Here is a 14,308-nt window from a genome sequence, read left to right as displayed (position 1 = left end):
CGGGCATGCCGAGCCTAGGCGAGGCACCGAGTGGTGGAGCAAAGACCTTTTGGTTACTTTTGGGGCGTTTGCCAAAAGTGACCCGCTGTAAGAGCGGAACCAATAGCGGCCGTTACCGCAGCAACGGATATGTACACCATCAAAACCCACCCCCACCCCTGTTGGCCCACCTCTTGCTAATCAATCCCCACAGGTAGCCAACGGCGGTTGCCCCTTCCACGACAAAGACGTCGCACACCCGGTTTGCCCACGCGAACCCGGTGGCGGCGTTTTTTCGTTTTAGCCCCATAGCCCGGGGCCGATGGGGCGGCCACAGCCGTTCCATCACCAGGCCTTCTCATAAGACCCCTTTACCGCTGAGGTGCGTGATGAAATCAAGCTTCTGGAAATCCGGTCACACCCCGACCCTGTTCGCCGCGTTCCTGTATTTCGACCTGAGTTTCATGGTCTGGTACCTGTTAGGCCCCCTGGCCGTGCAAATCGCCGCCGACCTGCACCTCACTACCCAACAACGCGGACTGGTAGTCGCCACCCCCATCCTGGCCGGCGCCGTGCTGCGCTTCCTGATGGGCATGCTCGCCGACAAACTCTCCCCCAAGACCGCCGGCCTGATTGGCCAGGTGATTGTCATCTGCGCCCTGTTCGGCGCCTGGAAGCTGGGGATTCACAGCTACGAACAAGCCTTGGTGCTGGGCATGTTCCTCGGCATGGCCGGTGCATCGTTTGCCGTCGCACTGCCTTTGGCGTCCCAGTGGTACCCCGCCGAACACCAGGGCAAGGCCATGGGCATCGCCGGCGCCGGCAACTCCGGGACGGTATTTGCAGCGATATTGGCACCGGTACTGGCCGCAGCGTTTGGCTGGAGCAATGTGTTCGGCTTTGCGCTGATCCCACTGGTGCTGACCCTGATCGTCTTCGCCTGGCTCGCCCGCAATGCCCCCCAACGGCCCAAAGCCAAGTCCATGGCCGACTACTTCAAAGCCTTGGGCGACCGCGACAGCTGGTGGTTCATGTTCTTCTACAGCGTGACCTTCGGCGGGTTTATCGGCCTGGCCAGCGCCCTGCCCGGCTACTTCAACGACCAGTACGGCCTGAGCCCGGTGACCGCCGGTTACTACACCGCCGCCTGCGTGTTTGGTGGCAGCCTGATGCGGCCTTTGGGCGGCGCCCTGGCCGACCGTTTTGGCGGGATTCGTACCCTGCTCGGCATGTACGCCGTGGCCGCGATCTGCATCGCGGCGGTGGGTTTTAACCTGCCAAGTTCCTACGCGGCACTGGCGCTTTTCGTCTGCACCATGCTCGGTTTGGGTGCGGGTAACGGCGCCGTATTCCAACTGGTGCCACAACGTTTTCATCGGGAGATCGGTGTCATGACCGGCCTGATCGGTATGGCCGGCGGCATCGGCGGTTTCGCCCTGGCGGCCGGCATGGGTGCGATCAAGCAAAGCACCGGTAGCTATCAACTGGCGCTGTGGTTGTTCGCCAGCCTGGGCGTGCTGGCCTGGTTTGGCCTGTACGGCGTCAAGCGCCGCTGGAGAACCACCTGGGGCTCGGCGGCCGTGACGGCTGCGCGGGTCTGATGACCCTGCAACTGAGCTTCGCCCAGGCCAGTGCCATGGGCCCGCGGGAAGAAAACCAGGACGCTTTGCGCCTGGTCACTCCCGCCCCTGAGTTGGCCGCCAGCAAAGGTTACCTGTGCGCCATCGCCGACGGCGTCAGCCAGTGCGCCGATGGCGGGCTGGCCGCGCGCTCGACCTTGCAGGCTCTGGCGCTGGACTACTACGCCACACCACAAACCTGGGGCGTGGCCCAGGCGCTGGAGCGCTTGCTGGTGGCACAGAATCGCTGGCTGCAGGCCAACGGTGGCGGCCTGCCACTGCTGACCACCCTCAGTGCCCTGGTGTTTCGCGGGCAGCGTTTCACCCTGGCCCACGTGGGGGATTGCCGAGTGTATCGCTGGCTGGACGGCGAGTTGCAGCGCATCAGCGAAGAGCACGTCTGGGAACAACCGGGCATGCAGCATGTGCTCAAGCGCGCCATGGGCCTGGATCAGCATCTGGTGCTGGATTTCCTCGACGGCGAGTTGCGGGCGGGCGAATGTTTTCTGCTGCTCAGCGACGGTGTGTGGGCGACCCTGGGGGATCACGCCATTGGCGCGATCCTGCGGGAACAGTCGGACCTGGACCTGGCGGTGAACACGCTGGTCAGCGCCGCGCATCTGGCAGGAAGCCAGGACAATGCCAGCGCCCTGCTGGTGCGGGTCGACCAGCTCGGCGCCGCCACCCTGGGGGATGCACTGGTGCAGTTGCAGCAATGGCCACTGCCGCCGCCCCTGAAAGCTGGCCAACGTTTCGAAGGCTGGCAGGTGGAAGCGCTGCTGGGGCAAAGTCGCCAGTCACTGCTCTATCGGGTGCGCGATGCCCAGCAACAGGCCTGGCTGTTGAAAACCTTGCCGGTCAGCCATGACGACGACGTATTCGCCGCCCAGGCGCTGCTGTCGGAGGAATGGTTCCTGCGCCGTGTCGCCGGCCGGGCGTTTCCTGAAGTCCATCCGGCCAGTGGTCGTCAGCATTTGTACTACGTGATGCGTGAATACGCCGGGCAAACCCTGGCCGAACTGTTCAAGCAGCAGGGCCCATTGCCCCTGGCGAAGTGGCAATCCCTGGCGGAGCGCTTGTTGCGCGCGGTCGGGCTGCTGCATCGCCGGCAGATCCTGCACCGCGACATCAAGCCGGAAAACCTGCTGTTGGGCGACGATGGCGAATTGCGTGTGCTGGACTTCGGCCTGGCCTACTGCCCCGGGCTCTCCGAGGATCGTGCGCACCTGTTGCCGGGCACGCCGAGCTTTATCGCCCCGGAAGCCTTCAATGGCGAACACCCTACCCCGCAGCAGGATCTGTATAGCGTCGGCGTGACCTTGTATTACCTGCTGACCGGGCATTATCCCTACGGTGAAATCGAAGCGTTCCAACGGCCCAGGTTCAGCACGCCTGTCAGCGCCAGCCGTTACCGCCCCGACCTGCCCGACTGGCTACAACAGAGCCTGGAACGCGCAGTCGCCGCGCCACCTGAGCAACGCTATGAAACCGCCGAGGAATGGTTGCGGGTACTGGAACAGGCGGACCGCCGCGAGTTGAGCCTGCGGCCCAAACCCTTACTGGAGCGCGAGCCGCTGAAGGTCTGGCAAACCTTGGCCGCGCTGTCGTTGCTGATCAATCTGGTGCTGTTGTACTGGCTGCTGCACCACTAAGAGGCGAAAAATGTCGATGCCTCGGCCTCAGACTGAACAAATCCAGCCAGAACGTTACTTGGCACAACCGCTGCATTAGTTTTTCCATCAACACACATATAGCCGCACCTTCAACGTCGAAGGTCGAGCTTCCCGAGAGAACGGGACCAGGACAAAGGCGTCCTCGCTACTTACGTAGCGGGGACGCCTTTTTTTGTTGCGCACGATTTGTCGAGCCACTGCGGAGAACGACATGAAGAAACTCAAACTGGTGATGATCGGCAACGGCATGGCCGGGGTTCGCACCCTTGAAGAATTGCTCAAGCTGAGCAGCGACCTGTACGACATCACCGTCTTCGGCGCCGAGCCCCACACCAATTACAACCGCATCCTGCTATCGCCGGTGCTGGCCGGTGAGCAGACCTTCGAAGAGATCGTGCTCAACGATTTGAGCTGGTACCTCGACAACCACATCAAGCTGCTGCTTAACCGCAAAGTGGTGCAGATCGACCGGGTCAAACGCAAGGTCATCGCCGAAGACGGCAGCGAAGCCGAATACGATCGCCTGCTGATCGCCACCGGCTCCACGCCGTTTATCCTGCCGATCCCCGGCAACACGTTGCAGGGTGTGATCGGCTACCGCGACATCGCCGACACTCAGGCCATGATCGACACCGCCAAGACCCACAAGCACGCCGTGGTGATCGGCGGCGGCCTGCTGGGCCTGGAGGCCGCCAACGGCCTGATGCTGCGCGGCATGCACGTGACCGTGGTGCATATCGGCGAGTGGCTGCTGGAGCGGCAACTGGACAAGACCAGCGGCCAGTTGCTGCAAACCGAACTGGAAAGCCGTGGCCTGGTGTTCCGCCTGCAGGAGCAGACCCAGGCCCTGCATGACGCCGGCAATGGCCGTGTCGGCTCGGTGCAATTCAAGAATGGCGATGTGATCCCCGCCGACCTGGTGGTGATGGCCGCGGGCATCCGCCCCAACACCGAACTCGCGGAGAAATCCGGCATCCCGTGCAACCGCGGGATTCTGGTCAACGACACCCTGCAAACCTACGACCCGCGCATCTATGCCATCGGTGAATGCGCCAGCCATCGCGGGATTGCCTACGGCCTGGTGGCCCCACTGTTCGAGCAGGCCAAGGTCTGCGCCAACCACCTCGCCCAGCTGGGCTTCGCGCGTTATCAGGGTTCAGTGACCTCGACCAAATTGAAAGTCACCGGCATCGACCTGTTCTCCGCCGGGGACTTCATGGGTGGCGAAGGCACGGAGACCATCACCCTTTCCGACCCGATTGGCGGCGTCTACAAGAAGCTGGTGATCAAGGACGATATCCTGGTCGGCGCCTGCCTGTACGGCGACACCGCCGACGGTGGTTGGTATTTCCGGCAGATCCGTGAAAACCATGCCATTGGCGAGATCCGCGATCACCTGATGTTCGGTGAAAACGCCATCGGCGATGTAGGCCATCAGGGCCAGGACAAAGCCATGAGCATGGCCGACACGGCGGAAGTCTGCGGCTGCAACGGCGTGTGCAAAGGCACCATCGTCAAGGCGATTCAGGAACACGGGCTGTTCAGCGTCGACGACGTGAAGAAGCACACCAAGGCCGCGAGTTCCTGTGGTTCGTGCGCCGGCTTGGTAGAGCAGATCCTGATCAACACCGTGGGCGGCGCGGCGGACGTCAAGCCGAAAAGCGAAAAAGCCATCTGCGGCTGCAGCGACCTCAACCACGGGCAGATCCGCCAGGCCATCCGCGACCAGCACCTGCTGACCATCGCCGGCACCATGAGCTACCTGAACTGGCGCACCCCGAACGGTTGCGCCACCTGCCGCCCAGCACTCAACTATTACCTGATTTCCACTTGGCCCGGTGAGGCGAAAGACGACCCGCAATCGCGCCTGATCAACGAGCGGGCCCACGCCAATATTCAGAAAGACGGCACCTACTCGGTCGTCCCGAGGATGTGGGGCGGTGTGACCAATCCGTCGGAACTGCGGCGCATCGCCGACGTGGCAGACAAGTACAACGTGCCGATGGTCAAGGTCACCGGCGGACAGCGCATCGACTTGCTGGGCATCAAGAAGCAGGACCTGCCCGGCGTGTGGAAAGATCTCGACATGCCGTCCGGCCATGCCTACGGCAAATCCATCCGCACCGTGAAGACCTGCGTCGGCAGCGAGTTCTGCCGCTTCGGTACGCAGAACTCCACGCAACTGGGGATCGAGCTGGAGCATGACCTGTTCAATATGTGGTCGCCTCACAAGGTCAAGCTGGCGGTGTCGGGCTGCCCGCGTAATTGCTCGGAAGCGGGGATCAAGGACGTGGGAATTATCGGCGTCGATTCCGGCTGGGAGATGTACATCGGCGGTAATGGCGGAATCAAGACTGAAGTCGCCGAGTTCTTCGTCAAGCTGAAAACCGCCGAAGAAGTGCGCGAATACAATGGCGCTTTCCTACAGCTCTACCGGGAAGAAGCCTTCTACCTGGAGCGCACCGTGCACTACCTGCAGCGGGTGGGCATGGAGCACATCAAGAAGGCCGTGCTGGAAGACCCGGCGCGGCGCCAGGCGCTCAATGAACGCCTGCAATTCTCCCTGTCGTTCGAACAAGACCCGTGGAAAGAACGCCTGGAACAGCCGCTGCTGAAAAAGGAATTCGACACCCTCCCCATCAAACTGCTGGAGGTGCCGGCATGAACTGGCTGGATATCTGCGCCCTCGAAGAAATCAATGCCCTGGGCTCGCGCATCATCACCGGGCCTAAAGGTGACATCGCGATTTTTCGGACCAGTGACGACGAAGTGTTCGCCCTCGACGACCGCTGCCCGCACAAGGGCGGCCCGCTGTCCCAAGGGCTGATCTACGGCAAACGTGTGGCCTGCCCGCTGCATAACTGGCAGATCGACCTGGCGTCAGGTGAAGCCCAGGCTCCGGACGTCGGTTGCGCCCACCATCACCCGGCCCGCGTGGAGAACGGCCGGGTGATGTTGGCGCTGCGGGACGCCGGTTGATGGACCGCCAGACCACCGCGTCCACCTGCTGCTACTGCGGGGTCGGTTGCGGCGTGCTGATCGAGCATGATGGCTCGCAGATCCTCGGCGTCAGCGGTGATCCGAGCCATCCGGCCAACTTCGGCAAGCTGTGCAGCAAGGGCGCCAGCCTGCACCTGACCGGTGACCTCACCGCCCGCGCGTTGTACCCGGAACTGCGTCTGGGCAAGGGCCTTGCCCGCAGCCGCGCCGATTGGGACACCGCCCTGGAGCACGCGGCGAATGTGTTCGCCGAGACCATCGCCGAACACGGGCCGGACAGCGTGGCGTTCTACATCTCCGGGCAGTTGCTGACCGAGGACTACTACAGCTTCAACAAGCTGGCGCGAGCGCTGGTGGGCACCAACAACATCGATAGCAACTCGCGGCTGTGCATGTCTTCGGCGGTGGTCGGCTACAAGCGCAGCCTGGGGGCCGATGCGCCACCGTGCAGCTACGAGGACCTGGAGTCGAGCGACTGCGTGATGATTGTCGGCAGTAACATGGCCTACGCACATCCAGTGTTGTTCCGACGCCTGGAGGAAGCCAAAGCCCGTCGGCCCCAGATGAAAGTGGTGGTGATTGACCCCCGGCGCACCGACACCTGCGACCTGGCTGACCTGCACCTCGCGATCCTGCCGGGGACGGATGTCGCGTTGTTCCATGGGATTTTGCACTTGCTGTTGTGGGAAGACTGGATCGATCGCGACTTTATCCAGGCCCACACCGACGGCCTGGCGGAGCTCAAACGCCTGGTCCACGACTACACACCGCAAATGGTCACGCAGTTGTGCGGGATCAGCGTCGAGCAACTGCGACTGTGCGCGGAATGGGTGGGTACTTCGGCGAGCTTTCTGTCGTTGTGGTGCATGGGGCTTAACCAGTCCACCGCGGGCAGCGCAAAGAACAGCGCCTTGATTAACCTGCACCTGGCGACCGGCACCATTGGCCGCCTCGGCTGCGGACCGTTCTCCCTGACCGGTCAGCCGAATGCCATGGGCGGGCGGGAAACAGGCAGCTTGTCGAATTTGCTGCCGGGGCATCGTGAGGCGGCCAACCCTGAACATCGCGCAGAAGTGGCCGCCTACTGGGGGGTTGAACACCTGCCGGCCAGCACCGGGCTGACCGCCATCGAACTGTTTGAACAGGTACAGGCCGGCACGATCAAGGCCCTGTGGATTGCCTGCACCAACCCGGCCCAATCCCTGCCCGACCAGAACACCGTGCGCCAGGCCCTGGAGGCGTGCCCGTTTGTGGTGCTGCAGGAAGCTTTTCGTACAACCGAGACTGCGCGTTTCGCCGACCTGTTGTTACCGGCGGCGAGCTGGGGCGAGAAAGAAGGCACGGTTACCAACTCTGAACGGCGCATTTCCCACGTTCGACGGGCCATCGTCCCACCAGGAGAAGCGCGTCCAGACTGGGCCATCACCGTAGATTTTGCTCAGCGCCTGGAGCACCGTTTGCATCCCGGCAAACCAGGTCTTTTTGCCTTTGAACACCCGGCGCAGATCTTTGATGAATACAAACTGCTGACCCGTGACCGCGACCTGGATTTGTCGGGCATCAGTCACGCCCTGCTGGACCGGATCGGCCCGCAACAATGGCCGTTCCCGGCCAACGCAGTGCGCGGCACCCCGCGGTTGTACACCGACGGTGTTTTTCCTACCGAGACAGGACGCGCACACTTTGTGGCCGACCCTTATCGCGCCGCCAAGGAGCAACGTGACGCCCGTTTCCCACTCACTTTGATCACCGGGCGCCTGCGGGACCAATGGCATGGCATGAGCCGCACCGGCACCGCGGCTCAGCTGTTCGGGCATGTCAGTGAAGCGTTGCTCAGCCTGCACCCGGATGAACTGCGCCGGCACCGCTTGAAGGAAGGCGACCTGATCAGCCTGAAAAGCCGGCGCGGCAGCGTGATTGTGGCTGTCGCCAGCGATGACAGCGTGCGTCCTGGCCAGGCGTTTCTGCCGATGCACTGGGGCGACCGGTTTCTAAAAGGCGGCGTGAATGCGCTCACCCAGCCGGCATTCGATCCGCTGTCCAAGCAGCCGGAACTCAAACACAGCGGCGTACGCCTGGAGGCGGTGCAACTGCCTTGGCACTTGTTTGCGCTGATTGAAGGCGATGTGCAGCAGCACTTTGAAGCCTTGCGACCGCTGTGCGAGGGCTTTGCCTACGTCAGCCTGAGCCTGACTGGCCGTGAGCGTCCGGCCCTGCTGATTCGTGCGGCGCATCACGAAGCGCCCGCCCTTGAGCTGCTTAAGCAGATCGACCAACTGCTGGGCCTCAATGACGGCCCGGTCATGGCCTACGACGACCCGCGGCGCTCCATTGGCAAGCGGGTAAAAATTGAAAAGAGCCGTATCACCGCCATCCGCCTGGCCGGCGAAACCCTGGCTCGCCACTGGTTGCAAAGCCTGTGGCTGGAAGGTCGCACCGACGACCAGTTGCGACGCTGGCTGCTGGCCCCCCTGAGTGCGCCACCGGGGGGCGGTTCGACCAGCAACAAGACGTTATGCAACTGCAAAAACGTCAGCGAAAGCGCGGTCTGCGCCGGCATTGCCCGGGGCCTGGACCTGAATGGGCTGAAGCAGGAACTGGGTTGCGGCACGCAATGCGGCTCCTGTGTGCCCGAAATCAAACGGCTATTGGCGAGCGGTACGCAGCCGCTCGCGATCACGGTGTGAGGGAAGCATATGAGCGCAAAAGTCTGGCTGGTGGGCGCAGGCCCCGGCGACCCGGAACTGCTGACACTCAAGGCGGCAAGGGCTCTGCGAGAGGCCGATGCGGTGCTGATCGATGATCTGGTCAACCCGGCGCTGCTGGAGCATTGCCCCGCCGCACGGCTGATCACAGTGGGTAAGCGCGGCGGCTGCCGTTCCACCCCGCAGGCGTTTATCCACCGTCTGATGTTGCGCTATGCCCGGCAAGGCAAGTGCGTGGTGCGGCTCAAGGGCGGCGATCCGTGTATTTTTGGTCGCGGCGGCGAAGAGGCCGCGTGGCTCAGGCAGCATGGGGTGGAGGTGGAGTTGGTCAACGGCATTACAGCCGGGCTGGCCGGGGCCACCCAGTGTGATATCCCGCTGACGTTGCGCGGTGTCAGCCGTGGGGTAACGCTGGTCACGGCCCACACTCAGGACGACAGCAGCCTCAATTGGCGGGCACTGGCCGAGGGTGGCACGACGCTGGTGATCTACATGGGCGTGGCGAAGCTGGGGGAGATTCGCCAGCAGTTGCGGGACGCTGGCATGAGCGATGACATGCCGGTGGCGATGATCGAAAACGCCTCATTGCCACAGCAGCGTGAATGCCGCAGCAGCCTGTCCCGGATGCACGATGATGCGCAGGCGTTCGCCCTGAAGAGCCCGGCGATCCTGGTGATTGGGCGGGTTGTCCCGGCGATGCAGGCGCTGGAAGCCATAGCCTGCGTTCGCGCCTGAAACAAATTCCAGGCGAAAAAAAGCCCGGCCTAAGCCGGGCTTTTTTCTACAACTCAGTAATTACTGAGCTGCTTGTGCTTCTACCGAGGCTTCTACGCGACGGTTGATAGCACGGCCAGCTTCAGTTGCGTTGTCAGCAACTGGGCGGGATTTGCCATAACCAACCGAGCTTACACGGTTAGGAGCAATACCGTCTTTGACCAGGACTTGCTTAACAGCGTCAGCACGACGCTGGGACAGCTTCTGGTTGTAAGCGTCAGGACCGACGGAGTCAGTGTGACCTTCAACAACGGTGGTGGTTTGTGGGTACTGTTTCATGAAGTCAGCGAGGTTTTTCACGTCGCCGTAGCTGTTAGGCTTAACAACCGACTTGTCGAAGTCGAACTTCACGTCCAGCTCAACACGTACAACCTGAGCAACCGGAGCTTCTGGCTCTGGAACTGGCTCTGGAGCTGGTGCTGGAGCAGGAGCTGGAGCAGTTTTACCAGCGTTGCCGCCGAAGTTTACGCCCAGACCAACCAGTGCGGAGTAATCCCACTTGCCGTTGTCCAGTGCGTAGTCAGCTTCAACACCAGCACGTGCGAACAGGTTGTCGGTGAAGTAGTACTTCACACCAGCGCCAGCGATAGCCAGGGTCGACTGATCGCGACCGCTGTGACCATCAGCCTGTACGTTGGTACGGCTCTGGTGGCCGAAACCGCCCTCTACGTATGGACGCAGGGAGTCGACACCAGCTTGACCGAAGTGGTACTGGGCAGTAACGCTGCCGGTATCACCTTTGATCTTCTGGCTACCGGTACCGTCGTTCGAACGGGTGTGGTTGGTAGTGTCGTAGTTCAGGTTGATCGACACGTCGTCGGTCAGGAAGTAACCGATGCTGGCGCCAGGATTGTAGCCGTCTTCGATATGCTTGACGCTATCGTTGAACTGCTTTTTGTAGAACAGCTGGCCTTCAACTGCGCCTTCGCCTTGTGCCAGAGCGCCGAAGGAAGTAGCAGCAATAAGAGTACCAATGGCCAAGCCCAAGGTGTTTTTCAGTTTCATCCGTTAAATCCCCATCTGGTGATTGTAAAGCAGTCCCACATACCGGGGGACAACTCGGCGGCAAGTCTAACAGAACTTGCCTACACGTAAGAGATATTTGCCACGCACTAAGTTTCAGTACTGCCCGCAAATTTCTCACGTAATTTATCAAGAGCGCGTTTGTAACGCATTTTTGTAGCACTCAAACCCATATGCATGATGTCAGCAATTTCCTGAAATTCCAGCTCTGCGACAAATCGTAGCACCAGAATTTCCCGGTCAATCGGATTCACATGCACCAGCCAGCGATCGAGTCCGCCCTTTTCTTCCGGGGTTGGCGCCTTCTCTTCAGACGCTTCCTCAAGGGGGTCCAGACTCAAAGCATCCATCAAGCGACGCTTTCGCCGTTCCTTCCGATACTGCGTGATGCACTCGTTGTACGTGATGCTATATAGCCATGTCTTGAACTTCGATTTGCCCTCGAAGTTCTTCAGGCCGTATAGCACCTTGAGCATCACTTCCTGACAGACATCATCCGCATCTCTATCGTTCCCTAAATACCTTGAACAAACGTTGAACAGAGTGCGTTGATACCTGCGCATCAATTCTTCATACGCGCGTGTTACGTGAAACAGCTCCGTGTGCGCGCGCGCGACCAACTCCTCATCAGAGAGCTCACGGGGGTCATAGCGCGTGGACAGCGTTTGGGCTTTATTCAAAACAAGTCGTGCCGACAGTCAGGTCAATGTCCGCTACAGCCTGGATACCCAGGATTGCGGCGGCGTACATTAGCAGGGTTTGCCGGGTTAGCGGCTAATCACATGCTGTTCCAGCAGGATCCGATTCGAAAGCGACACCAGTTCGCCATCATCGGTCAGCACGGTTGTCTTCACCGTACCGATCTCCTCGATCTGCCCTTCGACCTCGCCCACACGCACTTGTTGCCCAACCTGATACAGCTCACGCACATAGATTCCCGCAAGAATCTGCCCGGCAATTTCCCGGCTTCCCAGTCCCATGGCCAGCGCAACGGCCAGACCAACGGTAATCAAAACAATCACAATCACGTGGTTCAGCAGGTCAGTCTTGACCTCCAACTGGCTGATCGCGACCGAAATACTGATGATAATCACCAGGCCCTGGGCAATTCGCCCCAGGCCGCTGGCGTAATCCAGCCCTACCCCTTCAGCCGCGCCGCGCACCAGCCCATTGGCCAGTTGCGCCAGCAAAACCCCTACCAGCAATACCAGCGCGCCACCGAATACCTTCGGCAAATACAGCGCCAGCATGTCGAGCGTAGCTGAAACTCGCTCAAGTCCAAGGGATTCAGCCGCAGAAACCAGAAAAATCAGCAAAACAAACCAATAAACGATCTTGCCGATCAATGTCGAGATCGGCACTTGCAGCCCGGCACGCCCCAGAATCTTGGTCAGGCCGGTACCGCCCATCAGTCGATCGAGACCCAGTTTAGCCAGCAATTTGGAAAGCAGGGTGTCAAGCAGCTTGGCCACGACAAAACCCAGCAGTACCACCACCAGTGCACCAAACAGGTTGGGAATGAAATTCGCCACCTTGGTCCACAACGCAGTCATTGCAGTTACCAGACTCTGGGTCCAGAGATCGAGTTCCATATTCATTCAGCCTTATCAGCAGTGCGAGCAAGAGGTTTACGACGGGAAACCGGTGAAACGTGGGCCGAACCATTGTTCAACGCCATCATCAATGCCGGCAGCCAGCGGCCGAGCAGGCCGAACAGGTCCCCCGCCCCGACCTGGCGGTTGGCGGTTTTCAAAACGCGACCCAGGCAAGCATCGTCGTCCCGGTCGGACGGCGAGGCGTTAAGCATGTCACGCAAAGACTGTTCGAACGGATCGTGCATAAAAGACCTCTCGCAAGTGAATTAAAAGACGAGGGTAAAATTCTTCGGGTCACATGACCTCTTTCCATGTTCAGGTCACATTCAGGTCAGACCCAACGTAAACGTCGAAACAACCACCACTGCCCGACGGCCACCGAGACCATCATCAGGCAGGCAATCAGGAACCCGTAGGGGCTGGAAGAGAACGGAATTCCGCCCACGTTGATCCCCAGCAAACCGGTCAGAAAACTCATCGGCAAGAAGATTCCAGTGATGATCCCGAAGCGGTACATGGTGCGGTTCATGCGCAGGCTCAAGCGCCGGTCTTCGGTCTCAAGCACAAGCCCCACGCGCTCCCGGGCCAATTCCAGCTCTTCCAGGTAACGGGTCAGGCTGTTGTTCAATTCGTTCCAGTAGTCAGCATCGTCGTCGCAGAACCAGGGCAATTTGATCCGGGTCAACTGGGCGAAAATATCCCGCTGCGGGGACAGGAAACGTTTCAGCCCGGCGGCGCGCCGACGGATCTGCAAAACGCTGCCATGCTCCGGAGTATACCGTTCGTCGGCATCCAGTTTTTCTTCTTCTACATCGACGATTTCGGACAGATCACTGACCAGATCCTGGACTTTGTTGGTCAGGTACTGCGCCATATAAAGGACGAGTTCCGAAGCGGTTTTCGGGCCCTTGCCGTCGGTCAACTGCACCAGCAGCTCATCGGTGGCGCGCAATGGGCGCAAGCGCAGGGAAATCACCCGCGCCGCCGAGGCAAAGATGCGCACCGAGACCATGTCTTCCGGCTCGGCACCGGGATTAAGGTTGACCCCGCGCAAAAACAGCAGCAGTTCGGCATCCGGCAGCGGCAACAAGCGTGGGCGGGTGTTTTCCTCCAGCAGCAGGTCACAGGCGAACTCGCTCAAACCGCTGGATTTACGCAACCAGGTCTGGGTTTGGGGATGGCTACGATCCCAATGCAGCCACAGGCTTTCCTGAGGCTGCAGGTGCAGCTCATCAAGCTCTGTTCGGGCAATCGAACGCGCGCCACCCTTACCGTCCAACACCAGGGCATGCACCAGCCCCCACTGCGCGTTTTCTTCCTCGAACATCCTCACCCCTGTCGGCTACGGCTATTTATTCAGGCATTTTCAGCGGGCTGGGGGAGACGATCACACCGTTATTGTCGGCGTACACGTACTCACCCGGGCGGAAGGTCACGCCGGCGAACGTCACCGCGACGTTCAAATCGCCTATACCGCGTTTATCCGTCTTCATGGGGTGGCTGGCCAGGGCCTGCACCCCCAGGTCGGTCTGGGCGATCACGTCGACATCACGGATGCAGCCATAGATCACCAGCCCTTCCCAGCCGTTTTTCGCGGCTTTCTCGGCGATCATGTCGCCCAGCAACGCACGGCGCAGGGAACCACCACCGTCGACTACCAGCACCTTGCCGGCGCCATTGAGTTCGGCTTGTTCCTTGACCAGGGAATTGTCTTCAAAGCACTTGATGGTCACGATCTCGCCACCAAAGGAGTCTCGGCCGCCGAAATTGCTGAACATCGGCTCAACCACCTGCACCAGCTCCGGGTAGGCGTCACACAGGTCGGGGGTAAGGTAATGGTTCATCGAGAAACTCCTGTAGGTGAAAGAAGGTGTCAAACATCCCACTGTTTACTTACATCTTGAAACGCTTTGCCATGAAGGTTCTTTAATCCGGGCCGA

The 14,308-nt window shown here is 60.6% G+C and carries 12 protein-coding genes; 6 read left to right on the top strand and 6 right to left on the bottom strand.

Annotation, left to right across the window (positions count from 1 at the left end):
- Window positions 1-368 precede the first annotated feature (368 nt).
- From HX855_RS28800 to cobA, 6 genes are all read left to right on the top strand, one after another.
- Window positions 369-1,580, top strand: a complete 1,212-nt coding sequence (locus HX855_RS28800) for a NarK/NasA family nitrate transporter (protein WP_177082307.1) — start codon at window positions 369-371, stop codon at window positions 1,578-1,580.
- Window positions 1,580-3,250, top strand: a complete 1,671-nt coding sequence (locus HX855_RS28795) for a bifunctional protein-serine/threonine kinase/phosphatase (RefSeq protein WP_177082309.1) — start codon at window positions 1,580-1,582, stop codon at window positions 3,248-3,250. The genes HX855_RS28800 and HX855_RS28795 overlap by 1 nt, the downstream gene beginning before the upstream one ends.
- Before the next feature lie 232 nt (window positions 3,251-3,482).
- Window positions 3,483-5,936: a nitrite reductase large subunit NirB gene (nirB, locus tag HX855_RS28790; protein WP_177082311.1), complete on the top strand. Its 2,454-nt coding sequence runs from the start codon at window positions 3,483-3,485 to the stop codon at window positions 5,934-5,936.
- On the top strand, window positions 5,933-6,250 hold the full coding sequence (gene nirD, locus HX855_RS28785) for a nitrite reductase small subunit NirD (RefSeq protein ID WP_177082313.1): 318 nt from the start codon (window positions 5,933-5,935) through the stop codon (window positions 6,248-6,250). The genes nirB and nirD overlap by 4 nt, the downstream gene beginning before the upstream one ends.
- Entirely contained in the window at window positions 6,250-8,958 is a 2,709-nt protein-coding gene (locus HX855_RS28780) for a nitrate reductase (RefSeq protein ID WP_177082315.1), read from the top strand. Before nirD ends, HX855_RS28780 begins: the two co-directional genes overlap by 1 nt.
- A 9-nt stretch (window positions 8,959-8,967) precedes the next feature.
- On the top strand, window positions 8,968-9,711 hold the full coding sequence (gene cobA, locus HX855_RS28775) for a uroporphyrinogen-III C-methyltransferase (RefSeq protein ID WP_177082317.1): 744 nt from the start codon (window positions 8,968-8,970) through the stop codon (window positions 9,709-9,711).
- Between the two features lie 60 nt (window positions 9,712-9,771).
- Here the strand turns inward: cobA and HX855_RS28770 are convergent, their stop codons facing one another.
- The 6 genes from HX855_RS28770 to rraA all read right to left on the bottom strand — a co-directional run bounded on the left by HX855_RS28770 (window position 9,772) and on the right by rraA (window position 14,212).
- Window positions 9,772-10,755 (bottom strand): OmpA family protein, encoded by a 984-nt coding sequence (locus tag HX855_RS28770; protein WP_177082319.1) that lies wholly within the window; start codon window positions 10,753-10,755, stop codon window positions 9,772-9,774.
- A 107-nt stretch (window positions 10,756-10,862) separates the two neighbouring features.
- On the bottom strand, window positions 10,863-11,453 hold the full coding sequence (sigX, locus tag HX855_RS28765) for an RNA polymerase sigma factor SigX (RefSeq protein WP_008432648.1): 591 nt from the start codon (window positions 11,451-11,453) through the stop codon (window positions 10,863-10,865).
- 87 nt (window positions 11,454-11,540) lie between these two features.
- Complete coding sequence (locus tag HX855_RS28760) at window positions 11,541-12,365, bottom strand: mechanosensitive ion channel domain-containing protein (protein ID WP_177082321.1); 825 nt, start codon at window positions 12,363-12,365, stop codon at window positions 11,541-11,543.
- A gap of 2 nt (window positions 12,366-12,367) precedes the next feature.
- Complete coding sequence (locus HX855_RS28755; protein ID WP_177082323.1) at window positions 12,368-12,613, bottom strand: CrfX protein; 246 nt, start codon at window positions 12,611-12,613, stop codon at window positions 12,368-12,370.
- A gap of 86 nt (window positions 12,614-12,699) precedes the next feature.
- Window positions 12,700-13,695 (bottom strand): zinc transporter ZntB, encoded by a 996-nt coding sequence (locus HX855_RS28750; RefSeq protein ID WP_177082325.1) that lies wholly within the window; start codon window positions 13,693-13,695, stop codon window positions 12,700-12,702.
- 25 nt (window positions 13,696-13,720) lie between these two features.
- A complete protein-coding gene (gene rraA / locus HX855_RS28745) occupies window positions 13,721-14,212 on the bottom strand; it encodes a ribonuclease E activity regulator RraA (protein ID WP_003215007.1) in 492 nt (163 codons plus the stop codon).
- Window positions 14,213-14,308: the final 96 nt, after the last annotated feature.

The sequence above is a fragment of the Pseudomonas sp. IPO3778 genome, assembly GCF_013386825.1.
Lineage (GTDB): Bacteria > Pseudomonadota > Gammaproteobacteria > Pseudomonadales > Pseudomonadaceae > Aquipseudomonas.
The sequence above is the reverse complement of the archived record's forward strand: the minus strand, read 5'-3'. Positions and strand labels throughout refer to the sequence as shown.

What these genes read in the sequence shown, in the direction of transcription:
- HX855_RS28800 (WP_177082307.1), top strand. Translation starts at nt 369, where the DNA reads ATGAAATCAAGCTTCTGGAAATCCGGTCACACCCCGACCCTGTTCGCC.
- HX855_RS28795 (WP_177082309.1), top strand. Translation starts at nt 1,580, where the DNA reads ATGACCCTGCAACTGAGCTTCGCCCAGGCCAGTGCCATGGGCCCGCGG.
- nirB (WP_177082311.1), top strand. Translation starts at nt 3,483, where the DNA reads ATGAAGAAACTCAAACTGGTGATGATCGGCAACGGCATGGCCGGGGTT.
- nirD (WP_177082313.1), top strand. Translation starts at nt 5,933, where the DNA reads ATGAACTGGCTGGATATCTGCGCCCTCGAAGAAATCAATGCCCTGGGC.
- HX855_RS28780 (WP_177082315.1), top strand. Translation starts at nt 6,250, where the DNA reads ATGGACCGCCAGACCACCGCGTCCACCTGCTGCTACTGCGGGGTCGGT.
- cobA (WP_177082317.1), top strand. Translation starts at nt 8,968, where the DNA reads ATGAGCGCAAAAGTCTGGCTGGTGGGCGCAGGCCCCGGCGACCCGGAA.
- HX855_RS28770 (WP_177082319.1), bottom strand. Translation starts at nt 10,755, where the DNA reads ATGAAACTGAAAAACACCTTGGGCTTGGCCATTGGTACTCTTATTGCT.
- HX855_RS28760 (WP_177082321.1), bottom strand. Translation starts at nt 12,365, where the DNA reads ATGGAACTCGATCTCTGGACCCAGAGTCTGGTAACTGCAATGACTGCG.
- HX855_RS28755 (WP_177082323.1), bottom strand. Translation starts at nt 12,613, where the DNA reads ATGCACGATCCGTTCGAACAGTCTTTGCGTGACATGCTTAACGCCTCG.
- HX855_RS28750 (WP_177082325.1), bottom strand. Translation starts at nt 13,695, where the DNA reads ATGTTCGAGGAAGAAAACGCGCAGTGGGGGCTGGTGCATGCCCTGGTG.
- rraA (WP_003215007.1), bottom strand. Translation starts at nt 14,212, where the DNA reads ATGAACCATTACCTTACCCCCGACCTGTGTGACGCCTACCCGGAGCTG.